This is a genomic window from Nostoc sp. DSM 114160 (genome assembly GCF_053470305.1).
Map to the genome: position 1 here is coordinate 665,173 of NZ_JBPFGO010000003.1, position 24,800 is coordinate 689,972.

General features: G+C 41.1%; 18 protein-coding genes and 2 pseudogenes. 8 read left to right on the forward strand and 12 right to left on the reverse strand.

All coding sequences use genetic code 11. The features are described 5' to 3' along the window. Window positions 1-97 precede the first annotated feature (97 nt). On the forward strand, window positions 98-1,750 hold the full coding sequence (locus NSTCB13_RS28075) for an adenylate/guanylate cyclase domain-containing protein (protein WP_448274555.1): 1,653 nt from the start codon (window positions 98-100) through the stop codon (window positions 1,748-1,750). A 213-nt stretch (window positions 1,751-1,963) separates the two neighbouring features. On the opposite strand, the gene NSTCB13_RS28080 is transcribed toward NSTCB13_RS28075, so the two are convergent. Then, window positions 1,964-2,593 carry a Uma2 family endonuclease gene (locus NSTCB13_RS28080; RefSeq protein WP_448274556.1) on the reverse strand — a complete coding sequence of 210 codons (630 nt, stop codon included), beginning with the start codon at window positions 2,591-2,593 and terminating at the stop codon, window positions 1,964-1,966. A 227-nt stretch (window positions 2,594-2,820) separates the two neighbouring features. On the opposite strand from NSTCB13_RS28080, the gene NSTCB13_RS28085 reads away from it, so the two are divergent. Further along, the gene (locus tag NSTCB13_RS28085; protein WP_448274557.1) at window positions 2,821-4,188 is read left to right on the forward strand and encodes an NAD-dependent succinate-semialdehyde dehydrogenase; all 1,368 of its coding nucleotides are present in this window, start codon (window positions 2,821-2,823) and stop codon (window positions 4,186-4,188) included. 208 nt (window positions 4,189-4,396) lie between these two features. Next, a pseudogene (locus tag NSTCB13_RS28090) lies at window positions 4,397-6,045 on the forward strand (acetolactate synthase large subunit). Window positions 6,046-6,312: 267 nt separating this feature from the next. On the opposite strand, the gene NSTCB13_RS28095 reads toward NSTCB13_RS28090, so the two are convergent. Then, window positions 6,313-6,489: a hypothetical protein gene (locus NSTCB13_RS28095; RefSeq protein WP_448274558.1), complete on the reverse strand. Its 177-nt coding sequence runs from the start codon at window positions 6,487-6,489 to the stop codon at window positions 6,313-6,315. Window positions 6,490-6,527: 38 nt separating this feature from the next. Beyond that, on the reverse strand, window positions 6,528-7,019 hold the full coding sequence (locus NSTCB13_RS28100) for an orange carotenoid protein N-terminal domain-containing protein (RefSeq protein ID WP_448266042.1): 492 nt from the start codon (window positions 7,017-7,019) through the stop codon (window positions 6,528-6,530). A 541-nt stretch (window positions 7,020-7,560) separates the two neighbouring features. On the opposite strand from NSTCB13_RS28100, the gene NSTCB13_RS28105 reads away from it, so the two are divergent. Beyond that, the gene (locus NSTCB13_RS28105; RefSeq protein ID WP_445627082.1) at window positions 7,561-7,938 is read left to right on the forward strand and encodes a hypothetical protein; all 378 of its coding nucleotides are present in this window, start codon (window positions 7,561-7,563) and stop codon (window positions 7,936-7,938) included. Between the two features lie 109 nt (window positions 7,939-8,047). On the opposite strand, the gene NSTCB13_RS28110 is transcribed toward NSTCB13_RS28105, so the two are convergent. Beyond that, entirely contained in the window at window positions 8,048-9,496 is a 1,449-nt protein-coding gene (locus NSTCB13_RS28110; RefSeq protein WP_448274559.1) for an AAA-like domain-containing protein, read from the reverse strand. A gap of 895 nt (window positions 9,497-10,391) precedes the next feature. Next, the gene (locus NSTCB13_RS28115) at window positions 10,392-10,775 is read right to left on the reverse strand and encodes a hypothetical protein (protein WP_445627080.1); all 384 of its coding nucleotides are present in this window, start codon (window positions 10,773-10,775) and stop codon (window positions 10,392-10,394) included. A 141-nt stretch (window positions 10,776-10,916) separates the two neighbouring features. On the opposite strand from NSTCB13_RS28115, the gene NSTCB13_RS28120 reads away from it, so the two are divergent. Together NSTCB13_RS28120 and NSTCB13_RS28125 are read left to right on the forward strand one after the other, a co-directional pair. Then, window positions 10,917-11,117 carry a Coq4 family protein gene (locus NSTCB13_RS28120; protein ID WP_448274560.1) on the forward strand — a complete coding sequence of 67 codons (201 nt, stop codon included), beginning with the start codon at window positions 10,917-10,919 and terminating at the stop codon, window positions 11,115-11,117. A gap of 751 nt (window positions 11,118-11,868) precedes the next feature. Next, a pseudogene (locus NSTCB13_RS28125) lies at window positions 11,869-14,626 on the forward strand (zinc-dependent metalloprotease). Between the two features lie 137 nt (window positions 14,627-14,763). Here NSTCB13_RS28125 and NSTCB13_RS28130 read toward each other — a convergent pair. The 3 genes from NSTCB13_RS28130 to NSTCB13_RS28140 form a co-directional block, all read right to left on the reverse strand. After that, entirely contained in the window at window positions 14,764-15,651 is an 888-nt protein-coding gene (locus tag NSTCB13_RS28130) for an alpha/beta fold hydrolase (protein WP_445627076.1), read from the reverse strand. A gap of 196 nt (window positions 15,652-15,847) precedes the next feature. Further along, window positions 15,848-16,357, reverse strand: a complete 510-nt coding sequence (locus tag NSTCB13_RS28135; protein WP_445627075.1) for a HugZ family pyridoxamine 5'-phosphate oxidase — start codon at window positions 16,355-16,357, stop codon at window positions 15,848-15,850. A 163-nt stretch (window positions 16,358-16,520) separates the two neighbouring features. Continuing rightward, on the reverse strand, window positions 16,521-17,177 hold the full coding sequence (locus NSTCB13_RS28140; protein WP_448266051.1) for a DUF3386 domain-containing protein: 657 nt from the start codon (window positions 17,175-17,177) through the stop codon (window positions 16,521-16,523). Between the two features lie 100 nt (window positions 17,178-17,277). Here NSTCB13_RS28140 and NSTCB13_RS28145 point away from each other — a divergent pair, with 100 nt between their 5' ends. Continuing rightward, window positions 17,278-17,949, forward strand: a complete 672-nt coding sequence (locus NSTCB13_RS28145) for a LuxR C-terminal-related transcriptional regulator (RefSeq protein ID WP_322694953.1) — start codon at window positions 17,278-17,280, stop codon at window positions 17,947-17,949. Between the two features lie 231 nt (window positions 17,950-18,180). Here the strand turns inward: NSTCB13_RS28145 and NSTCB13_RS28150 are convergent, their stop codons facing one another. The 4 genes from NSTCB13_RS28150 to NSTCB13_RS28165 all read right to left on the reverse strand — a co-directional run bounded on the left by NSTCB13_RS28150 (window position 18,181) and on the right by NSTCB13_RS28165 (window position 23,542). Then, window positions 18,181-18,831: a sigma-70 family RNA polymerase sigma factor gene (locus tag NSTCB13_RS28150; RefSeq protein WP_322688123.1), complete on the reverse strand. Its 651-nt coding sequence runs from the start codon at window positions 18,829-18,831 to the stop codon at window positions 18,181-18,183. Between the two features lie 481 nt (window positions 18,832-19,312). Next, window positions 19,313-20,689, reverse strand: a complete 1,377-nt coding sequence (locus NSTCB13_RS28155) for a DUF2330 domain-containing protein (RefSeq protein ID WP_448274561.1) — start codon at window positions 20,687-20,689, stop codon at window positions 19,313-19,315. A gap of 12 nt (window positions 20,690-20,701) precedes the next feature. Continuing rightward, entirely contained in the window at window positions 20,702-21,697 is a 996-nt protein-coding gene (locus NSTCB13_RS28160; protein WP_448266053.1) for an RnfABCDGE type electron transport complex subunit D, read from the reverse strand. A 231-nt stretch (window positions 21,698-21,928) separates the two neighbouring features. After that, window positions 21,929-23,542, reverse strand: coding sequence for a calcium-binding protein (locus NSTCB13_RS28165; RefSeq protein WP_448274562.1), 1,614 nt, complete (start codon window positions 23,540-23,542; stop codon window positions 21,929-21,931). A 531-nt stretch (window positions 23,543-24,073) separates the two neighbouring features. On the opposite strand from NSTCB13_RS28165, the gene NSTCB13_RS28170 reads away from it, so the two are divergent. Beyond that, entirely contained in the window at window positions 24,074-24,751 is a 678-nt protein-coding gene (locus NSTCB13_RS28170) for a polysaccharide deacetylase family protein (protein WP_448266055.1), read from the forward strand. Window positions 24,752-24,800: the final 49 nt, after the last annotated feature.

Genomic DNA, 24,800 nt, shown 5'->3' on the forward strand with positions numbered 1-24,800 from the left:
GTTAACAGTGTCATAAACAAAAGGTGAAGGTTAATCTGTAGGGTATAACTTACCTTAGAGTTGCTTGACCTCTAGCTTCGATGGATCTATCACACTCATGACTGAACTGACGCTACGCCTACAAGAGGGAGATACCGAAACCACGATCGCAGTTGACCAAGATGTATTTACAATTGGTCGTTTGCCGGAATGTAACTTGTACTTACCTTTTGGTGGAGTATCCCGCAACCATGCTCGCCTGGTAAAAACGGCTGACGGTGTGTGGACTATTGAGGATTTGGGCAGCAAAAACGGGACGCAAGTCAATAAATATCTGGTTAACTATCCCCAAGAGTTACATCACGGTGATATCGTTTGGCTGGGCAATGTTAGTCTGGTAGTGCTGCTCACAACCCCTGTTTCTCAACCTACACCTGAGTATTCCGGAATTTCGGACATTAATGAGCAAAGAACAATCCTTCATAATGTCGAACAATTACAACAGCAATGGATTGCAGCTGATAGCAAAGATGGCAACATCAATAATAAGGACAAAACCATTGCCCGTCTCAAAGATTTAGTCGACATAGCGAAAAATCTTTGTGCAGCCGCATCTATAGAAGAGATTTTTTCTCAGGTGCAGCAAGTAGTTTTTCGTTATCTTGATAGTATCGATCGCTTGGCATTATTAATTGATGTCAATGGTGGCGGTCATTTGGAATTAATGAATGCTGCCACTAGAAATGTTTCCCAACAGAAAAATCTTCCTTCTGATGGTAGTTGGATTAGTCGTAGTATCTGTCAAAAGGTATTTGAAGAAAAAGTCGTCATTCAAACTGGTGATACTCATCAGGATGAACGGTTTGCTAGCGAACAGAGTATTTTAGTCAAAGGCATTCGTAGCGCGATGGCAGTGCCTTTATGGGATGAAAATAAAGTTGTGGGCGTACTGTATGCCGATGCCAATTTTTCTTCTTACCATTGGGCAAATGAAGGTGAAGAAGAATTGAGTTTTTTCTCAGCTTTAGCAAATCTTGTAGCTTCTAGCGTACAGCGTTGGTTATTAGTAGAAAAACTCAAAACTGAAGAGATGATTCGTCACCGACTAGAACGCTATCATTCTCCAGCAGTTGTACAGCAGTTGATCTCTGTAGGCGGATTACCGGGTGGTCGTTTAGCTCCCGCCGAGAGCGAAATCAGCATTTTGTTTGCTGATTTAGTTGGCTTTACGGCAATTTCTGAAAGATTAACACCAACAGCGATCGCTCAACTATTAAATAATTTATTTGAAGAAATGCTAAAAGAAGTGTTTAGTTGCGGCGGCACTTTAGATAAATATATTGGCGATTGTATTATGGCATTTTTTGGCGCTCCAGAACCGCAAGCAGATCATGCCGATCGCGCTGTTACTGCTGCCAAGGGAATGCTCAATCGTCTCGAACATCTGAATGCCAATGGTTTTTGGCTCGAACCCCTGCAATTACGGATTGCGATTAATAGCGGTAAAGCAGTGGTGGGAGATGTCGGTAGTTCCCAAAGGGTAGATTATACGGCATTAGGCGCAACAATTAATCTTGCTGCTCGGATGGAAGCAGTTTGTCCGCCTAGTGAATGCGTGATTAGTGAAGCCACCCATAAAATGCTTTCACAATCCTCAGACTTCCAAGAAATGGGAGATTATCGTTTCAAAGGTATTGAGCGATTAGTTAAGGTTTATCAGACAAAATTGCAACCAGTGCCAACAATCATTACTCCAATCATGAATCTTTAGGGATTGGGCATAATCGGAATAGGAAAAAATCACTAATTATGAATTATGTTAGGGGCTTCCAAATAAAAAATATCTAATACCAACTTTAAATTTGTTCTATCTAGCTTTCTTAATTTTGAATACTTCGACTACGCTCAGTACAAGTTTTGAATTTTGAATTGCTATGCATAGCTGTGACAGCCTCTCTCTTACGAAAGGTTGAATAGCCTGATGCTAAATTTCGCTGACTATGCCAGCGCGAAAAATTTGCTCTGCGGTCAAATTCAACTCGGGAAAAATTGATGATTCGATGCGGTCATCTCCTCGAAACTTACTAACGCGATACTCACCTTCTTCTAAACAGCAAACTAAAACAGTAGGTTGTTTGGGCTTGCCAATAAATTCTCTACCACCCAATGCAGCATAATCGACAATCCAGTATTCAGGAATTCCCATTTCTTCATAATCGGCGTATTTTTTCAGATAATCATCACGCCAATTGGTACTTACTACCTCAATGACTAAAGGAATTGATGCTGCTTGAGTAACAGTTGATTCTTTTTTCCACCGAGGTTCATTAACTAAATTAGGCTGATTTAGTATCAGGATATCTGGGCAATAAGCAGATTCGTTCTCAACTGGTTTGACGAATACTGTTTTGGGGAGAAAATAACGAAGATTTAAGCGACTATATTCTAAAGTGATTTTTGTGGCTAAAAATCCAATCACCTCTTCATGGTCGCCTGTTGGTGGTGGCATTTCTACTACTATTCCATCATATAGTTCGTAACGTTTCCCTGTGTTATCTGGATATTTAGCAACGAATTCATCGAATGTAACTACTTTGCGTAAGACTTGAGTCATGGCTTGATTCCTCAATTGTGCAAATTATAGCAACTTTACTTCGATTGAATTCATCAATATTAATACTTATTGTTTGGTATATTTTATTTCAAAAATAATTGCAAAATTGTAATATTCAGCAACTAATTCTGGGTTATAAGACTAGAATTTGGGTGGTAGCTTCCAGAATTGATCTGTGTAACACTAGGAAGCCTACCGAAGCTATTTTTTAACGGGAGGGTCAGGTAATGGCGATCGCCACCATTAATCCCGCCACTGGGGAGACTTTTCAAATCTTTGAGGCGCTCAATGATGCAGAAATTGCCGCTAAACTCGATTTAGCTAATCAGACTTTTGAACAGTATCGTCAGACTAGTTTCTCTCAACGATCGCAATGGCTAGAAAAAGCTGCTGATATTTTAGAGCAAGACAAAGCAGAATTTGCTAAGTTAATGACTCTAGAAATGGGTAAACCATTTAAAGCAGCGATCGCAGAAGCCGAAAAATGCGCCCTTGTCTGTCGTTACTATGCCGAACACGCCCCTGATTTCTTGGCTGATGTCAGTGTAAAAACTGATGCTAGTCAGAGTTTTGTACGTTATCAACCAATAGGTGCAATTCTCGCGGTGATGCCGTGGAATTTCCCCTTCTGGCAAGTGTTCCGCTTTGCTGCACCGGCACTCATGGCGGGGAATGTCGGCTTACTCAAACACGCTTCTAATGTGCCGCAGTGCGCCTTGGCAATTGAAGATATTATCCGACGGGCAGATTTTCCTGAAGGTGCGTTTCAAACTCTATTAATAGGCGCTGCCAAAGTTGCCGATTTGATGGCTGATGACCGCGTAAAAGCTGCTACTTTGACCGGAAGCGAACCAGCAGGCGCATCCCTCGCCGTCGCTGCCGGCAAACAAATTAAAAAAACAGTTTTGGAATTAGGAGGAAGTGACCCATTTATTGTGTTAGAAAGTGCTGACTTAGAGACAGCAGTTGTCACAGCTACTACAGCGCGAATGTTAAATAACGGGCAATCATGTATTGCAGCGAAACGTTTTATTGTCGCAGATGCGATCGCAGACAAATTTGAAAAATTACTTTTAGAAAAATTTGAGGCGCTGAAAGTAGGCGATCCTATGCAACCAGATACCGATTTAGGCCCATTGGCAACTCCTGGTATTCTCCAGGATTTAGACCAACAAGTGCAACGTGCTATTAGCAGTGGTGGTAAAGTCCTCACCGGTGGACATCCTTTATCAGATCGTCCTGGAAACTTTTATCCGCCAACGATTATCATAGATATCCCCACCGACACACCAATTGCCAAAGAAGAATTCTTTGGCCCGGTAGCCTTGTTATTCCGGGTTCCAGATATTGATGCAGCCATTAAACTCGCTAATGACTCACCCTTTGGCTTAGGTGCAAGTGCTTGGACAACCAATAAACAAGAAAGCGATCGCTTAGTTGAAGAAATCGAAGCAGGTAGCGTGTTTATCAACAGTATGGTCAAATCCGATCCTCGGTTGCCCTTTGGTGGCATCAAGCGTTCTGGATATGGCAGAGAATTGAGTATCCAAGGTATACATGAGTTTGTCAATGTTAAAACCGTGTGGATTAAATGATTAGTCATTGGTCATTGGTCATTGGTCATTGGTTACTTGTACTGAGCGAAGCCGTTGGCGCAGCCTCTCGTAGAGAAGTATTGGTCATTGGTCTTTAAGGATTAGTCAAAGAACAAATGACAAATGACAAAAGACAAATGACAAAGGACAAATGACTAATGACAAAGAACAAAAGTCTTATTCGTTAATAGAGTTGTCGGAAAATAAAATGAATACAGCAGAATTATTGGTGCAGTGCCTAGAAAATGAAGGAGTGGAATACATTTTTGGACTTCCTGGTGAAGAAAATCTTCACGTTTTGGAAGCGCTAAAACATTCTTCCATTAAATTTATTACGACTCGTCACGAACAGGGTGCAGCATTCATGGCTGATGTCTATGGACGCTTAACTGGAAAAGCTGGAGTGTGTCTTTCTACTCTTGGCCCTGGGGCAACCAATTTAATGACTGGGGTAGCGGATGCTAATCTTGATGGTGCGCCCTTAGTGGCGATTACCGGTCAAGTGGGAACAGATAGAATGCATATTGAATCCCATCAATATTTAGATTTGGTGGCAATGTTTGCACCTGTTACCAAGTGGAATAAGCAGATTGTACGACCGAGTATTACACCAGAAGTAGTCCGGAAAGCATTTAAGCGATCGCAATCTGAAAAACCTGGTGCAGTTCACATTGATTTGCCAGAAAATATTGCTGCTATGCCCGTCGAAGGCAAACCTTTGCGTAAGGATAATAGCGAAAAAACTTATGCATCTTTTGCTAGCATTCGGGCAGCAGCTGCCGCAATTTGCCAAGCAGTTAACCCATTAATCTTAGTCGGAAATGGAGCAATTCGCGCTCATGCCAGTGATGCCGTAACGCAATTTGCTACTTTGTTGAATATACCTGTTGCCAATACTTTCATGGGTAAAGGTGTGATTCCCTACACACATCAACTAGCTTTGTGGTCAGTGGGATTACAGCAAAGAGACTTCATTACCTGTGCCTTTGATAACACAGATTTAGTAATTGCGATCGGCTATGATTTGATTGAATTTTCCCCGAAGAAATGGAATCGTAATGGTGAAATTCCGATTGTGCATATTGGGGTAAATCCGGCAGAAATTGATAGTAGTTATATTCCCAATGCCGAAGTTGTGGGAGATATTTCCGATTCCCTCTATGAAATTTTAAAATTAGCAGATAGACAAGGGAAACCCGATCCCTTTGCTATTAGTTTAAGGCCAGAGATTCGGGCTGATTACGAACAGTATGCCCATGATGACGGATTTCCGATCAAGCCGCAAAAGTTAATTTATGACTTACGCCAAGTGATGGGGCCTGATGATATCGTCATCTCTGATGTTGGCGCACATAAAATGTGGATGGCTCGTCATTATCATTGCCATAGTCCCCCCCCAATACTTGCATAATTTCCAATGGCTTCGCAGCTATGGGTATTGCAATTCCTGGCGCTTTAGCAGCAAAACTGGTTCATCCTAAGCGCAAAGTCGTTGCTGTCACAGGTGATGGCGGCTTTATGATGAATTCTCAAGAATTAGAAACAGCCTTGCGTGTCGGTACGCCCTTTGTCACGATAATTTTCAATGATGGTGGCTATGGGTTAATTGAGTGGAAGCAAGAAAATCAATTTGGCAAAGGAAACTCATCTTTTGTACATTTTAGTAATCCTGATTTTGTCAAATTAGCCGAAAGCATGGGTTTAAAAGGCTATCGAGTTGAATCGGCTTTAGATTTGATTCCCACTTTGAAAGAAGCCCTCGCTCAAGATGTACCCGCCGTGATAGATTGTCCCGTAGATTATCGGGAGAATCACCGCTTCAGTCAAAAAGCCGGCGAGTTGACTTGTGCGTTGTAAAAATTAGAGACGCGATTAATCGCATCTGTACAAGAGTTAGGAGTTATTTATTCCTAACTCCTGATTAATTTCTACTTCTTTAGTGTTTTGATAGGGTGCGTTAGTACTTGGTGTAACGCACCACTTGACTTCACTTTATCCTTTACGGGAGTTATTCACTATGAAGATCCCTTTGAGCCTACTGTACCTATAAAGGATTGGGAAGTCTTGCAACGAGCTAAATTGTTATTGCGATCGCACCTTAGTCAAGCTAAGCAATCCACTTTTCTAAAATAATATGTCATTGCGATCGCCCAGCGTCTTGTAGAGAAGAGGAACAACGAAGCAATTCCAGTCGCAAGCGAATTTGAATGCGATCGCACCAAGGTAAAGCATAGTAATCTTAGCTTTTGCAATTTGATGGCGATCGCATTCAATAGTAAGTTTATACTTGATAATCCGCAATTTAGGTTAATAGATACCCTTAAGCATCCTCAAAAATTCTAAATTTCAGCACCTGATTTTGCTTCAGCACCCATTGGCGCAACATAATCACGGAAAAGAGTAATCTGCTGCTCAAAGTCTAATCCTTGAATTTTGCCAAACAAAGCTTTAGCTTCGGAAGGAAGTTGATAATCATCAGGTACAGGAATGATAGTGCCATTATCCATCCCTTGAGATAATCGATACCAAAACAGGAGTTTTGTGGTATCACCCAAAGAGCCATACTCACGAGAAATTTGGGTATCCACTTTATTAATCAAATCACGCTGAACTTGTAATTGTTGTTCGTGAGATAATTCTTTAACTTGATTAAATAAACCTTCGGCTATTTCTGGAGAAACAGTACTGGCTCCAGGAGCAGCTGGAGTAATTGAACTCCCCATTTCTTTATAGATAAACCAAAACAAAGCAAGTTGTTGATCTACATTTAAGTTTTGCCAAGCTTGAACGTGTTCGCGAATAGTTGGATCGTTGGTTTGTGTATATGTCATGATTAACTTCAATTGCAATTACTTATTTATTCTTAAGTAATGTTACCAAATGTACAGTTGGAGTTTTACCCTACTGAAGACAGATGTCTTCAAATCATAAAGAAGATCGTTAAAAGCCACAATAATGCTTGACAAGTGCCAAATGAAAGAGTTAGCAATTAAAAGTCTGTTACCAAATTGAATGATTTTTAAAAGCTATTTCCCTGGATAGATGTTATTTTAATTATAATTGTGCAAACCCAGTGATAGCGAGTTTGCGAACATTATTAGTAATTACAAATCAAGAATCGTTAATCTCTACTTTTGCGGATTGCGTTGGCGTAGCCCGCCGCAGGCATCGCTCTCGATCATTCAGTTTTTCATTATTTTCTTAACTGTCTTCTTAACTGTCTTAACTGTCATTGCATTTTTTTGAAGATAGCTGGAAAATACAAACGTGATATTCAGAAGCACAGAAAGAACCCATCTTTAAAAACAGTTATTTGCTTGCTAATAATGCAATTATATCAATCAATTATATTATTTTGGAGAAGAAAAAATTGTGAATTCATTTAACGAAAGACAAAGTTACATACTAACACAAGGTCAAGGCATTTATCTGTCTGGCAATCCCGTTCAAACTGAAAATTTTTCTATTCAAAAGACCCTACGCAATGGTGGAAAAATCCGTTTCAAAATTCGTTATTCTGCTGAACTACAGGGTTTCTGTCTGCTAGAAATTTTTCTAATGAGAACACAAAATGGAACACTAACTGCTAGCATGACTATCCCTAATAGTGGTTCGACAGCTAGTTTTCAAGAACAAGAGCAAGAATTTAGTATTTGGGAGCCAGAAGATTATTACTTCTTTTTCAAAATGTCTTCCAATAATGGAAAATTTTATATCGATGATTATCAGCTTTATTGGTCAAACAATTAATTATTTTTCATTGAAAACCTTGTTTCTAATCCCTAGAGGAGCGCTAAATAGGGGATTAAAAGGAGCCATTACGGTAAATTTCAAAAAAAGAGTCTGTGATAGTTTTTTCTTAAGCACGTTTTTGCAATGATTTATATTCCAATTCAGCAACACCTAGTTGTTTTTTAAAGTAAGCACGGTAGAGTTCACAACGCGGTAGGATGCGATCGCTTTCATAAGCGATCAAACCCAAGCTTTCGAGTTTATGAGCGTCAATGGGATTGAGAGAAATGCTTTGCTTTGTGGCTACAACTTCAACATACGCCTTTACTAAACTAGGATTTTCTTGTAAAATTGTCCAGTGTCGCCATAGATGATAGCGATAAATACCGCCGTTAGCGATCGCATCTTCTATCAGCTCTTCTAAGGTCATTCTTTGACAGCATAGATAATATAAAGCAATCCGAATCAGTGCTGGATGTCCCCCTACAAGAGACATCAGTTGCTTAACTTCGTTATCATAAGTCCAATCTAAACCATGTCGTAGAGCTAAGTATTTTACTTGGTGGGCAGTAAATTCTGGCAGACGGATCGGTAGCCCAATATTAAATGGAGAACGGTTGATATCCAGCGAGACATATACTTCTGTGGAGTAAACTACCACTAGTCTGAGTTTCTGTAAGTTGGGATCTTGTCGTGCTTCTTCATACCAAGAGCGCAACAAACCAAAGAACTCTGGAGCAATTTCTGGATATTCAAAAAAGCGGTCAACCTCATTTAACACTAAAACTACTGGATTTTTGCACTGCTTGAGCAAATAAGATTGCAAATATAAACTGCAACTCAACTTACAACCTATTTCCCCATCCCATTTTTCATCTAGCTTTGGGTCAATGCCTAATTCTGTTGCAATTTGCCAACAAAGAGAACGCAAAAGTTTATTTAGGTCTGTCAGACAGCTGGAATCGATTTGGTTGCAATTCACATTCACCGAGCGATAACTTTGCATCTTGGCAAAGGCTAACAGCCGCAGCACAAGAGAACTTTTTCCCATTTCTCTTGGTGCTCGAATCCGGATCACACAGCCTGGTTGAATAACTTCTCGATAAACAAGTTCTTCTATGGGGGGACGATCGACATAGAAGGGGGAATCTATAGGTACTGGCCCATCTGGGTATGACCAAAGATTTTCGAGCGGGTTATGGTCTTGAGTCGTAAGAGAATCTAAGGATAAAGACGGAAATAATTTTTGTTCTCTTGTATCTAAACTCATTGAGAGAGTTTGAGAACCTTCACTACGATCCGGCTCACTCAAGATTCCATAGTCTTCGCTGCGTAATTCTAGGTTAAAGGCGCTAAAGCACAATTTCAAGGTTTTTTGATCCACGCCTGTATTCAATGACCATAATCGGTTTAGAGTTTTGGTAGATACCTTCATGCGATCGCCTAAATCTTCTAGAGTGAAGCGATGTCCATTGTTTTCTACCTTTTCCATAGCCAGAATTGCCCCTTGTAAACGCTTTAGCCCAGCGATCGTTAGGACAAGTCCCCGCTTTCGCGTGCTTTTAGATTGCTTCATATCACTAATTATTAATCTTAGCTATTTCCTCATTGTTTCATGTTTTTGAACAGTTATCTAACAGTTACTTACCCGTTCTATTAATACTATCAAAATAGTAAAAAAATATACATCGACTATTTATAATAGTTAAATAGATGGGTATAAATAAACACAACTATATTGATTGTCATTTTTCTGTTCTACAGAAAGACGCTGACGCTTCTGCATCAAGTCTTTTTGACTACAACAAATGACAAACTGAATAGTTGACTTTATTTCTACCAATTTACTCAGTGTTACGGAAAAATATTTTTTCCCTGGTATTAATCTAAATTTTGCAGTGCAGACACAGCCCAATACTTGTCGGGTTTTGAGGAAAAGGGGAAGGGGAAAGGGGAAAGGGGAAAGGGGAAAGGGGAAAGGGGAAAGGGGAAAGGGGAAAGGGGAAAGAAAAAACCTTTAACCTAAACCCAGTAACCTTTTCCCAAAACCCAATTCCTAGTTAAAAATAGACTTCTTGCATAAGTCGGGAAAAGGGGAAAGGGGAAGGGGAAAAGGTACTGCAAAAGTCCCTTTCCCCTTTAACCTTTTCCCTTTTCCCCAAGAGTGCAAAAAGCACAAATGCCAAGAGGGTCTAATGCACAAAGCCAGCAGTATTGAGACACAGCCAACAAGGTGGAGACGATATAACGCGCAGTAGGGGCATACACCTAGTTGTACGCCCCTACTAAAAACCTATATTTAATGCAATTGACGAAACGCTACAATCTATCAGCAGCAAGGGTGAACGCCTTAACTAAATATTAGAAGAGTTGCTTGGTTAGATACCAGCCTTCTTAATATTACTCGTTTATTGGCGAAAAGTTATTAGTACTTACTGCAAAGTCAAAATTGTAACGCTTCAGTGTCAAACTTAGTTAAGGATATTTTTGCCTGTTCGTGCAGCACTATCACCTACATCATTAGCAGTTTCTTGAGCACCTTCTACGTAACCTGAACCAAATTCTTTAAAGGCTTCTGCTGACTCTCCTGCAATCTTCTGAAGTCTTTCACCAGGAGAATTTTTCGTTTCACGAGCTTCTTTATTCCACTGCCCTATTGTTTTCGGTCTTTGAGCATCATTTTGCTCTACCTGTTCGCGAACTCTTTCCTTTAAGCCTGTGTTATTGTTCTCAGGAGCAACATTCGTTGTCAGTACTAGAAAACCAACTAGCACAACAGCGAAAAAGCGTTTTACTTGAAGTCCTTTAAGTAAAGAACCGATCTCACTCATGGTTCTGTAAATCAAGTTTATCATGCGAATTAGCTTCTTTCTTAAGTACAAGTAAAGACTAACTATAAAAATATAATTATCCTTCTAACAAAAGGCATATTTTAATTATAAAAAAGAAATACTTTTTAAATTACAACAGTAGCGGGATATTATCCCGTAATTGATTTGAAGCAATTAAGTCAATATCCTCAAGGCTGCTTTGGACGAAAATATGCCAATCAGATGCGGATAAATCAACTAAAACCATTAAATATCAGCCCAGAACTAGAAGACATAGCCAAACGCAATCTATTTGCTCTGCGATATTTAGTCACTCACGATATTTTTCATGTATTGCTTGATTTTGATACCACCTACGCAGGATAAATTGGTGTACTTGTTGCTGCTACACAAAACTACAGTAAATCACTTCAAATCGGTTTGTGGTTGGCTAGATTGCTCTATCCCATCTTGGCTTTCCAACAAACCAAAGCAATTTTCGCCAACCTAGCAAAAGGGTGAAAACTAGGTAAAAAAGCTGATTTTATCTTGGGCTACCGCTTTGAAGATTGTTGTGAAGAACCAATTTACTATAGGACTCGTATTTGATTGCGTGAAAAAAACTCAGTACACATTTATTCCTTCTTCCCTATTCCCTATTCCCTATTCCCTATTCCCTATTCCCTATTCCCTATTCCCTCCCTACGCAATGAGGAAACCTTTGGGATGAGTATAAATTTACCTAATTCATCTAAAAAAAGCATTTTATTGCTAAATAACAGTTTTTTTAGAAGTTTCACTCTTTGTTCATAAATCATGCTTGAGTTTTCTTCGACTCCCAAATGTAGCACTAAATACATTTTTAATGCTACATTTGGTTTTTAATACAGATAAAGATAAAAAACATATATCTATAGTTAGATAAACTACCTATCTTAAGACATAGATGCTTAATAGATTATTCCTAAAGAGCTACTAATAACAATCATTAGTCAGACAATTTTTAGGCTAGAGGCAAAGTTTTGTCTAACTGAGTGGATTTATACCGTAATTCCTCGATATTTGAAGGGTTTACAGACGAAAAACTACTCAAAATTTTTTCTCCAAACGAGAACTGCTTCAGGTGGAAAGCCAAAGGATGAAATACTGGATAAGGAAATTAGCAGTCTGTATAGTAATACTGTATAGCTTGTTGCTATCAAATGATTATGCAGGAGCAGAAGCAACCCAACTTTTAAACACTTCTAATATTGATGTGCAGCAATTAAATGCACTGCCAGTAGTTGAAAATGTAGCAAGTGCTGACAAGAATATTGCTGAAATAAAAGAGGAGGATTTTTGCCGATTTAATGGGATTGTTAATCGAATAGATAAACTAGAGGGATTCTTTACACTTTATTGCAACGAGGATTCGGGAAAAGTTTTTTTAGAACTGAAACCAGAGCAGCTAAATAAAGATTACTTAGCTATAGTGACATTGGAATCAGGGGTTGGGGAAAGTGGGATTTATAGTGGATTACCTCTTTCTGATTTTATATTTTATTTCCAAAAAGTAAATAATAAATTGCATTTTGTTGTGCGTAATTTAAAATTCCGTACAGATAGTATACCAGAACAGCGATCGCTTGCTCGCTCATTTAGCGATTCCGTTCTTTATTCACTCGAAATAGCTACTATCGATCCAAAAAGTAAAAATATTCTGATCGACCTGAATGGACTGCTAATGCAGGATTTACCTGGATTAACTCCTATATTAAAATATTCTTTACAAGCTGATTACCGCTTAGATATACGCAAATCATATTTTGGTGATGTTAACAGCTTCCCAGAAAACGTAGAGATTGATTCGATTTACGGTTTTTCATCACTAGAAGGCTCAAATTTAATCACTGTACCCGATAGCAGGGCACTGACTCTAAAGGTACACTACAGCTTTTCTCAACTCAGAGAAAACAATGGTTATATTCCCAGACTTGCTGATGACAGAGTTGGATATTTTACTACTGCTTTTCAAGATTTATCTAATAATAATGCTCGCGAATCATTTGTACGTTATATTAATCGCTGGCATCTAGAACCATCCAATCCTGATGCTCCCTTATCTCCACCCAAAAAACCAATTGTGTATTGGATTGAAAATGCTGTACCACTAGAATACCGCGATGCGATTCGTGAAGGTGTTTTGATGTGGAACAAAGCATTTGAAAAAGCTGGATTTCAAAATGCCATTGAAGTGCAGCAAATGCCAGATGATGCTGATTGGCAACCAGCAGATGTACATTACAACACTATTCGCTGGTTCAATTCTTTAGATGCAGGTTTTGCCAAAGGGCCGATGCGCGTCAACCCATTCACCGGAGAAATATTGGATGCAGATATCATTGTAGATGCCAATATGGTGCGCTTAGTTCAGCAAGAATATCACGCACTGATGGAGGCAAATTCGTCACCGAATACAAACTCATGTCAAGAAAAAACAGAAGGGACGTAAAGACGCGGGGAAATTCCTGGATAAATTTGCGTCATCTTCCTCTGCTCGCTTTTTCTCCTCAGAGTCTTGCTATGGTATGGAATCTTCAAATCAAGCATCTATGGGGGCGCTGGCGTTGTCAATGTTGCCAAACACTACATCTAGTAGTGAAACGATGAAGGAGTATGTGCATCAATATTTGCGTTCTCTCATCGCTCACGAAGTCGGGCACACTCTGGGTTTGCGCCACAACTTTTACGGCAGCACCATGTTAGCGCCAGAAGAATTAAATAATACTGAAATCACTCGCACCAAAGGTTTAGTGGGTTCGGTGATGGACTATGTACCTGTGAACATAGCACCACAGGGAGTACAGCAAGGTGACTATTTTCCAAGAGTTATTGGGCCTTATGACGAATGGGCAATTGAGTATGGTTATAAAAAATTTCCATCAACAGCCCTTGAGGTAACTATTCCAGAATCAGAAAAAAGTTTTTTAGACCAGATAGCCCTAGCATCGCCTCAACCAGAATTATCTTATGCAAGCGATGAAGATATCTGGGACATCAATCCTTTAGCAAATGTCTGGGATATGAGTAGTGATGTACTACTGTATTCGCAGTGGCAAATGGATAATGCTCGTTTTATGTGGCAGCGTCTTGATAAAGGTTATCTATTGAAAGGCAAAAGCTATAGTAACCTACGCCTTAAGTTTAATAAAGTACTTAAATATTATTTTCGGAATGCCACTTTGCTTTCTAAATACATTGGTGGACAATCGTTTCGGCGTCTCCATACCAGTAATGATGCTGCTTGGGCATTTGTACCAGTTTCACTTTTAAAACAACGCCAAGCATTGACAAAGTTGCAAGAATATGTATTTGCAGATGATGCTTTCAGCTTTTCACCACAATTGCTCAATCAACTAGCACCATCGCGTTGGGAACACTGGGGTAGTTCTGCACCTAATAACCGCCTTGATTATCCAATTCACGATCGCATTTTGGGTTTTCAAAGTATGATATTGCGATCGCTATTAGACAGCGATCGCCTGAATCGGTTACAAGATATAGAATTAAAAACTCTGCCTGGAGAAGCGCTTTCCATACCAGAACTGTTCGACACCCTGCAAACAGGCATCTGGACAGAAATTTTCGCCCCCGGAGAACCAAAGCCAATTTCTAGCATCCGGCGTTCATTACAACGGGAGCATCTAAATATTTTGTTACAGATGATCTTGGGTACTACTAATACACCTGAAGATGGTCGGACATTGGCTTGGTATAAATTGCGCCAACTCCAAAAAGCCATTGATGTCAAACTCAAACAACTTGGCGAAAGCCTTGATGTTTACACCTTAGCTCACTTAGAAGCTTCTAGCGATCGCATCACTAAAGCATTAAACGCACAATTACTTTCTAAATAGTCATTTGTCATTGGTTATTTGTCATTTGTCATTTGTCATTTGTCATTTGTCAGAAATTCTTATTCTCTCCTCTGCTCCCCTGCCCCCCTGCCCCCTGCCCCCCTGCTTCCCTGCCACCCCGCTCCCCATCTCTCCACTTACCCAAGATACCGCTGCAATAAACCAATGAAAACTTCTGGTATTTCCAAATGAGGTAATATTCCGGTATCTGCGATCGCATAAAAATCTCGAATTGCTCTTGGATTTAAATTTGCCAAGCGTTGTCCTAATTTGATGTCGGTAAATTGTGCTTTTTCTCCCCAAAAAATGACGGTGGGAACTGTCAGTTGTTGGATATATAAACTCAGATCGAAGTAAAGATCGCCTCGCAAAAATGCTAAAGCAGCAAACTTGGCATTAGGTTGTTGTGCCGAGGTTAAATAAGCCTCCACCATCTCTTGAGATACTCGTTGTGACTTAGCAAAGAGAAAACTTTGTAAAAAATTTCGGACTGCAATTTCATTTTCAGCACCAAGCATGTAAATAAAATTGTCCAACAGAGGCGCATTGATTACCGAAAGCGGAAGTCTGCGTCCAGCACCCTGCCCAAAATCATCAAATCCAGAGGGGGAAACCAAAAACAGTGTTTTGAATAAATTGGGTTGGACAATAGCTAGGCGAATAGCAAAAGCAGCTGTGAGAGATGAGGCTACAACCGTCACCGGCTGGCGACAAGTTTGGATGATAAACTCTGCGATCGTGCTGAGATAATCCCTAATTTTATAATCCCGCACTGGATGGGCCGACTCTCCCCAGCCGATTAAATCGGGGGCTAAAATGTGGTAATTAGAGGCAAAAGCCGGGTAAACTTTAGACCATTCATAGGCAGACGCTCCCCCACCAAAGTTATGGAGAAATAGTAGTGGAGGTAAATCTTCAGTGTCAGCAATCGTCCAAGGTGCATTCGTTTGGGTATAGTAAACCATTGCTCCCAAGAATGTATGGATGACTTTATGCCCAAAGCCAGGAGGTTGAAACTGAAGCATAAAATTAAAAAGTTTAGTTTATTTGAATTTGCCTACAGTCAAACTAATTCAGGAGTCAAAATACATCAGTCTGAATAGCTAAAGAATTAGGAGAAGATTTGATGAATCAATATATAGCAAAATTCAGAAGTCAGAATGGGCTAAACCTTAGCTATCCGCTAACAGGAGTCAGAATGGACTACGCCCCATTCATAATTTACCCTTGTTTTTTCTCGGCATCTCCTGTGATTTGAACAAGTTGATGAAGGTTATCACCACTAATATGATATGCTCCCCCAAAACCAACTACAAAACGACCTTCACTTGGGGTTAGCCGGAAAATCCGAAAGTCAGACAAGCCACGCAAAACCTCGATAATTTCACCAAACCGCCCTTGAAATTGCTCAACAATTTGATTCCACTTATCAGTTTCACGCTCTATCAAAGTTGCCGTACAATCAAAACTCAAACGACGACGGGCAAAAATTAGATTACTTTTAGCTTCATCCTCGATAAACAAGACACTAACATGAGGATTGGCATAGAGATTTTTGGTATGAATCGAAAGACCACTGACGTAAATGTAGATATTTTTAGAATCATCCATTACGAAGGGAGCATAACTAGCATTGGGTATTGCCTGTGCGCTCACAGTGCTAATAATTACACTCTCAAATGCTTCAGGAAACTTTTCGTACTCAGCTTGAATATTTTCAAGTTGACTCATAAGTAAATTACCACGCTTATTAGGAACACCTAATTAAGTATCTTAACGTGATTGAGCGATGTCTAGGATGGGCTACAGCTACGCATGGAATCCACAAAAAATAAAAGCGATCGCTCCCTTTAACTCAAGAGCGATCGCTAATTTTTGGATTACAGAATACAGCTTAAGCAGCAACAGGTTCCAACAATTTAATGTCAGAGAAAATAAATTCCTGAGTAGAAAATTGTCCTGCTGTCTCGGTGCGAATCTCCCGACGATTTAGGATGAAATAGTCGCCAACTTTTTCATACTCATCAACAAATTCGCTTCTACCGCCTTTTTGTTCCCCAGTTTTGGGGTCGTGGTACACAGAGTCATAGCGGTGAGACAAGTAGCCTTCGCCAGTGTCGTGACTGCTGAAGGTGTCAATGGTAACGTAAGTCCCGTGGATTAGACGGTGAACATGGCAGACTTCATTATTGCGGACTTTGTATTTATCGCCCTCAGCCTTACCACCCATTAAAAGCTCAACTGCACCTGTTTCGTCAGTTTTACCATAACTAAACGTATTGGCGCTGTGAGTGTCTTCAAAGCTGCGGCGGACGCGGTGAATTGCTATCTCCCAGGCTTGACCATGAATTGCTTTCTGGGCTGACTCATCATCTACATCCAAAACTTCGGCTTTGAGATTGGCACTGATGATAACTTTGCCTGTAAACACTTTATCATCATGCTTATAGGTAATATTTGCAGTATAACCAGGGAAATTTTTGTCCCAAGTATAGCGGTTTTCATAAGCAGCCCGGAAAAGTTCCTGAGCAGAGAGTTGTGTAACTGTCATGTGCTTCTCCTAGTCGCTACTGTAATTAGCGTTTTAGTTTCCTTGGTATTAGCATAGAAGTAATTGTTGAGGCTTGGATAGTCCCCAACTGGGTACACTTATGGCTAATTCTCTACACGCTGTATTTCATGCGATCGCTAATGTCCAGAATGAGCAAGAGTTAAGACTCGCTCTCACGGATAAAATTAGCGAGCATTTTGGCGTGCAAAATTGGGGTATTTATCTTCTTGATGAGCAGCCAACCACTGAGATTAATCTTTCAGGCATTCCAGCAGTATGCTTAGAGAGCAATCCAGTGGGACGCTATGTGGTTGAGCGTCATGCTCCCGCCCACGAACAGTTATTATTATCGCCAGGAGACTGGAAGCATTTTTGTTCGCGTTCCGACCACGAACACGTGATGACCGGGCCAATTGTTTGCGATGGTCGTCTTGTCGGAACCCTTAACTTGGCACGTGACAAGGGAAATCCTGCTTTTAATGGTAACGATTTAGCTGACTTGAGCGCTTTATGCATTCATTTGTCAGCAAAAATGGCAACCCTACGCACAAAACCCAAAATATCCAATTCCCTTTTAGTTAGTCCTTTGACAGCGCGTGAGTTAGAAATTGCCGAGTTAGTGGCACAGGGGTTAACGAATGCAGAAATTGGAGAAAAACTTTGGATTACGCAAAATTCTGTCAAACAAGCTTTAAAGAGGATGTTTCGGAAGTTGAAGGTTTCGGCGCGTGCAGAAATGGTAGCAAAGCTACAAGATATACAAGTTTCTTGAAGGAGGTAGGGCAGGAGGCAGTGCATTGGTGTCAATTTAATTCCAGCAACAACCAACCACCTAAACGCCCTCTTCGCAGTACTTATGTACTATAAAATTGCGATCGCACTGTGCCAGTTGCGTAAGTCCTCAAGATGTTAGATGAATACCTCGGCTGAAAATGGGAAGATTCATCAGTACTACTTCTGACTCAGCACTAGCTCAACCCTAGCTATTTGCTAACAGCACCGATCATAATAATCCCTCCAATTCTGCAAACTTACGCAAACGCGGTAAACATTGGCGTTGATAAAAACTGCTTAATGTCGGAATTGACAACCTAAATTCCTCAGATAAATCTTTCCAGCTAACTTCTGGGGGTAAGCGTTTGAGAATTAACACCTGACAATTCACATCTGGACGCCCTTTAATGTAAGTACCGCGCAGTTCCCCATCCGAATCTGTCTTCGCCCATATCTCCAACTCTTCCAAAATCGGAGGTGCTTGGGGGGTAGCTTGTAGGTTATCTACAGGATCGATAGTTTCACTTGTTCCACCGGATGTAGACTGACGAATTCTCAAAGGGACTGTTGTGGCTTGTTCTCGGTTCTGCTTAAGGTAAAAGTCTTGTAGTCTCCGTTTTAGGTAAGCATTCAGCCAGGTGATCACACTGCCATAATTTGGATCGTAGATTTGACCTGTCAAACCTTCACAAACATTGCGACAAAAATACAACCAAGTTTGTTGTAGTGCGTCTTGATAGTAGGGAGTAGTTTCCCTCCAGAGTCTATTTGCTGTCAAGCGAATAATTTGCGTGAGCAGCTTCTGACGCTGAGGGCTTCCAGGTTGGTGTCCACAGGCTTCTGTAACTAAGCGGCGTAGCTGTTCATCGAATTGAACCATGACAATCTTGGCGAAGAAAGCAAGAATATCTTAGTATTGCGTATAACAACACCTGAAGAATTACCTTTCGTCAAGATAAGTAGAAGGAGTGGAAAAAATCAAACTATGTTAATAAAAGTAAAGTAGGCTAAAATCCTCTTTCTTCCTGTCTCCTGCGGACGCTCTCTACGAAACGACTTGCCCGATTTTATAAAACCTGTCTAGGTAATCATAGATAGCCAATGTGAGGAGTATTTTTTGAATTAACCTTACTAGAAAGGCAGAGGGCAGAGGGCAGCTATGCTGAAGTTCAGGAGTATCAATTAAAACTAAAGTTGCAGGGTATAAAGCTCAGTTAAAACTGATAATTATACCGAGACTGCTTGCAGCGAGGTATAAAACGTCCTTGTTTCAATCCCACTCTTTTAAGGGTGGGTTGCCTTCTGCCTTCTGCCTTCTGCCTCCTGCCTTCTGCCTTCTGAATCCCCACTCTCCACTCTCCTTAATATAATCCCAGCCAGGATAGGACATTTTCCCACCAAGAATATCGCAGATTACCTACACTCAACTTCATTTTGTTGCGAATGTCTTGGATTTTCCAGTTGGTTAGTTTAGCTAGAGTTTGCGCCTCTTGTTCAAAACGTTTCGGTAAAGACTGCTTATATTCTCTACCAGCCTGACATTTGAGTTCCCCTTGGAACGGATGTTGCAAAACATAGCGTCCTTGAAAAGATTCACTGTTGGCAGTTTGTTGAAATATCAAATCTTCAGGGAATTTGTCGCGGGTATAGCGAACATGCAATCGAGAGATAAAGACGTTACTACTAGGAGAGGGACGACGAAAACTAGGTGGTACTGGCACATTGCTTGTAGAATGATCATCTAGCCAAAATACACCTGCTTGCTTGAGTTCTTCTGGAGTCAGGGGTTCAGCAGAACAAGGATCGCAACTACCCATATCCCAAGCGTATTCTAAAAAACCAACTTTTCTGTCTTCTTTGGTGTAGACAGTTTGAAACATGGATTTGTAGAATTCACCAAATTCATCTTTGACAAATAAAGGAATGTTCGCGTCGGAGGGAATTTTGACCGTCCGATAGTTAGTGATTTCTGCTTGTCCTTGGGGCGAGAGAATGTAGACAATTAAATCCTGCTCTGTCGTAGCATTGATCATGCCCAAACGAATTGGCAGCATGAATTTAGGTGATTGATAAGAAATTTGTAGCGGACGGAGAAACTGGTAGCCAGATTGCTCGAATTTATCTAAGTTGACTTTGGCAACAAAGAATTTCATTGAGGAGCGAATATAAGGCTGAAGTAACTGTTTCGCACCTCTGGGGATTTTGTAGCTATTGCGTTTAAGCCAAGTTTCCAGTCCACCAGATTCTTTCGCACTGAGGATCAAAATGTCGTATTCGCCAACGTTAAAACGTGCTTCAACCGTCACACCCAAACTAGCATCGCCCCTTGCATTCCCCGCCTCACTTCTCGGTGCTGCTGGCGCTGGTGCTGCTGATAACTCTCTATCGTACACTGGGGCACAAGGATCTGGGTCGAAATATTCAACCAATCGCGGCGCACTAAAAGCATCTAGCCGCTCGATAATCTTCGGTTCGGTGACACGAACTTGCTCTTTTTGCAGCACCGTTGGCACTGGTACTACCATTGCAAAATCTTTGACTTCGCCTTGAAAATCGTTTGCCATTGTCATAACAGTGCGATCGCCATCCCGTGCTATAACCACCTGAGAAGCTTTGTTATACAGTTTTGTATCAGCTTTGGCTACATAAAATCCACAAAATGCCCAAGCTGCGGGTGCAAAGCATAAAACAGCTACAATTGCTAATAATAATGGTGTTAAAAGCCGAAAAAATTTCATTATTTTATACCTCTACTTTTTTAGTGCTGAGTTAAGAGTAGAGACGCGATTAATCGCGTCTGTACAAGAGTTAGGAGTTAGGAGTTCTACTCCTACTTCCTCATCTTTCTCTTGCCAAGTAAACCTTGGGGCTAACCAGAAACCATCTAGGAGGATGCTCAACGGTGCAAGGGCAAATAGCGCCCAGAAAACTGCTGTGGAAACAAAGAAATAATTTCGCAGGATAAAAGTTAATCCAGCGATGCAAATTGCCCAAACTACACGCCCAATTCGGGAATTGGGAATCGATCGCGGATCGGTAATCATAAATAGGGCGAACAGCAGCAAAGATCCACTCATCAATCGATGCCAGTAAACATCCCAAGTCCAACCCAGCCAGAAATTGCGAATGGCTTCTAGCAAAGAGTAGGAACCTAAAAAAGCTGCTGTGGTGTCCCAGCGACCGATGCGCTGCAAAATCATGCCGCCAGTACCCAGAAATAATAGCCCATACCACCATTCTTCACCCCATTGTCCTGGTGAAACCCAAGCATCGGGGGTGAGAATCAAGGCAGATATAATGCCAAAATTGGCAGGATTGAAGAAATGCTTATCGCCGACTCGGAAGATAAATTTGCTAGCGATCGCAATTGCTGCGGCTATTGCCATTGTTGTCCAGTGGTCAGCCCGTAACAGTAAACTTAGTCCCAGTGAGGTAATTAAAGCACTGCGAAGATTCGGCATTTGTTTTTTGTCATTTGTCATTTGTCCTACCCTGCGGGAAGCCGCTAGCGCGTCTATGTCATTTGCTAATGACCAATGACCAATACTTCGACTTACCTCGGCTCCGCTCGGTACGAGTCGCTCAGTACAAGTGACTAATGACAATATCCATTGAGTTGTAAAACAAGTGGCGATCGCTACCCCAATCAATTCTGGTCGCAGCGTCCAATCTCGTGTACTGATTCCCAAGACTAGGAACAAGCCGAGAAATAGTATTTGATAATCTCGTATATCTTTGAGCAACATTACCCTTTTATTCAGGGATTCCCCGTAGATTTCTCATCAATTTAGACGAGTACTAGGTAAAATAGCATTGCTGTTACAGATTTTGTTACAAAATAAAGCATTGACAGACCAAAGCGATCGCTCTGATGTTTGAACTTAAAGATAACCAAAAAAGGTAGGGATGCGATCGTATCCCTACCTTTTTCAAGTTAATTAGCCGAAGTATAAAGATATGGAATAAAAGGAAAAGATTTATACCAGCACAACATCTAGATTAACTGAGAAGCCAGAAGGTTTGTTCTCAATGGTGGCGAATTGATCCCCTGCGAAGAATAAGCTACCATTAGTGCTGTTGTAGCTGAACTGGCTGTTAGAGCTAGCACCAAATGCAGACTTGGAAATCTGGATTTTGTCACCCTCTCTCCACTCGAAGTCTTTGATGATATCGATACCCTCGAATTTGCTATTGAAGACAAACTTATCTGCACCAGCACCACCTGTGAGTACGTCACTGCCATAACCACCAACGATGAAGTCATTACCCGCTCCACCACTGAGAACATTATTGGCATCATTACCAACAATCGTATCGTTGCCAGCTGTACCGATTAAATTCTCAATGCTGACTAAGGTATCGGTGAGAGGAGAATTTCCCGGAAACCTAACTACACCAGTGGAGAGATTGGCATCAATTGGACCAGAGAAGAAAGCGTAAGATGTGGTATCAGTTCCAGCACCACCATCAATGGTGTCAAAACCAAAGCCACCATCGATGAAGTCATTACCCGCTCCACCACTGAGAACATTATTGGCATCATTACCAACAATCGTATCGTTGCCAGCTGTACCGATTAAATTCTCAATGCTGACTAAGGTATCGGTGAGAGGAGAATTTCCCGGAAACCTAACTACACCAGTGGAGAGATTGGCATCAATTGGACCAGAGAAGAAAGCATAAGATGTCGTATCAGTTCCAGCACCACCATCAATGGTGTCAAAACCAAAGCCACCATCAATGAAGTCATTACCCGCTCCACCACTGAGAACATTATTGGCATCATTACCAACAATCGTATCGTTGCCAGCTGTACCGATTAAATTCTCAATGCTGACTAAGGTATCGGTGAGAGGAGAATTTCCTGGAAACCTAACTACACCAGTGGAGAGATTGGCATCAATTGGACCAGAGAAGAAAGCGTAAGATGTCGTATCAGTTCCAGCACCACCATCAATGGTGTCAAAACCAAAGCCACCATCAATGAAGTCATTACCCGCTCCACCACTGAGAACATTATTGGCATCATTACCAACAATCGTATCGTTGCCAGCTGTACCGATTAAATTCTCAATGCCGACTAAGGTATCGGTGAGAGGAGAATTTCCTGGAAACCTAACTACACCAGTGGAGAGATTGGCATCAATTGGACCAGAGAAGAAAGCGTAAGATGTGGTATCAGTTCCAGCACCACCATCAATGGTGTCAAAACCAAAGCCACCATCGATGAAGTCATTACCCGCTCCACCACTGAGAACATTATTGGCATCATTACCAACAATCGTATCGTTGCCAGCTGTACCGATTAAATTCTCAATGCTGACTAAGGTATCGGTGAGAGGAGAATTTCCCGGAAACCTAACTACACCAGTGGAGAGATTGGCATCAATTGGACCAGAGAAGAAAGCATAAGATGTCGTATCAGTTCCAGCACCACCATCAATGGTGTCAAAACCAAAGCCACCATCAATGAAGTCATCGCCATTACCACCAAATAGTTTGTCATCACCATCCAAGCCTCTGAGGGTATCGTTGTCACTACTGCCGAAGATAACATCATTGCCATTAGTTCCGGAAAAATTAATTGCCATGAGAGTTTATCCTGAATAAAGAGTAATTGTTAATATCAGGACTTACAATTTGCCAAAAAGACAATTATGTGAATAAGGCTGTAATTTTCTTTTCCACCTACTTTTATGACTGCGATATTTCCTGTCGATCTGATAACTAAAAAAATAAGTTGAGTCAGCTAGTGCTTCGCCACACAAACTTTGCGTGGTGGCAAGCTCTTGGGCAGAGGTGCAAAGGGGCAGGGGGGAAAGAACTTGTACAAATCTCTCCTCTGCTCCCCTGCACAAGCGCCGACCTCCACAAGCGCAATTTTGGGGAAAGCGAACTACTAGGCAGGAATAGATCGTGAGTGGAAACTATATTTCCAACTTGCAAATAGGAACAAGGGAAAACTTCTTAATATTAGAAGGAGGGCTAATTCATATAATTGTCTATTTATACAGCGTGTAAGTTCTAGATATAAGACTGTTAAGTGTGCGAATCACGCTTAACAGCCACATATTAAGTAATCAGTTTAGTTAGGCAAGATTACGGAAAAAAGAAAAAACTTTATGCAGCTAGCTCCCCTCTTCCCAATTTTCTACCGCATTCTCCAGCCGAGTTTTCCCAACTGCCTTTGGGCTGGAAATCCCGGTTCTAAAACGATCGCACTCACATTTGATGATGGGCCACATCCGCAATACACACCCGAAGTCTTGGCAGTGTTAGATCGTTACAAGATTACAGCGAGTTTTTTTTGGTTGGGTGTTTGCGTCAACCGTTCACCAGCTATTGCTAAAGCCGTTAGCGATCGCGGACACTGGATCGGATTGCATGGCTACGATCATCGCTCTTTTCCCATGCTTTCCCCAAATGACTTGAAGGACAGTTTAGAAAAAACCCAAGCTGCCATTTATAAAGCCTGCAACCTGCAACCTCAACAAGTGCGAGATGTCCGTCCCCCCAATGGTTTATTTACACCTGCTACTTTAAAATTGTTTTCTCAGTGGAATTACCGCCCAGTTATGTGGAGCGTTGTACCTGAAGACTGGGTGCGACCAGGTGTCACCACTGTGGTACAGCGAATTATGGAGCAGGTCAAAAATGGTTCAATAATTGTTTTGCACGATGGTGCTTGCGGTGGAGAAGATGTTGCTGCCACAATTCAAATTCTCATTCCGCAACTGCTACAACAAGGTTATAAGTTTGTAACTGTTGATACTCTGTGGCAGCAAGCTAAGACAAACTAAAGTACTAGCTGATAAAAATGTAGCGCTGGCGTGTTTAGTACTCAAACTT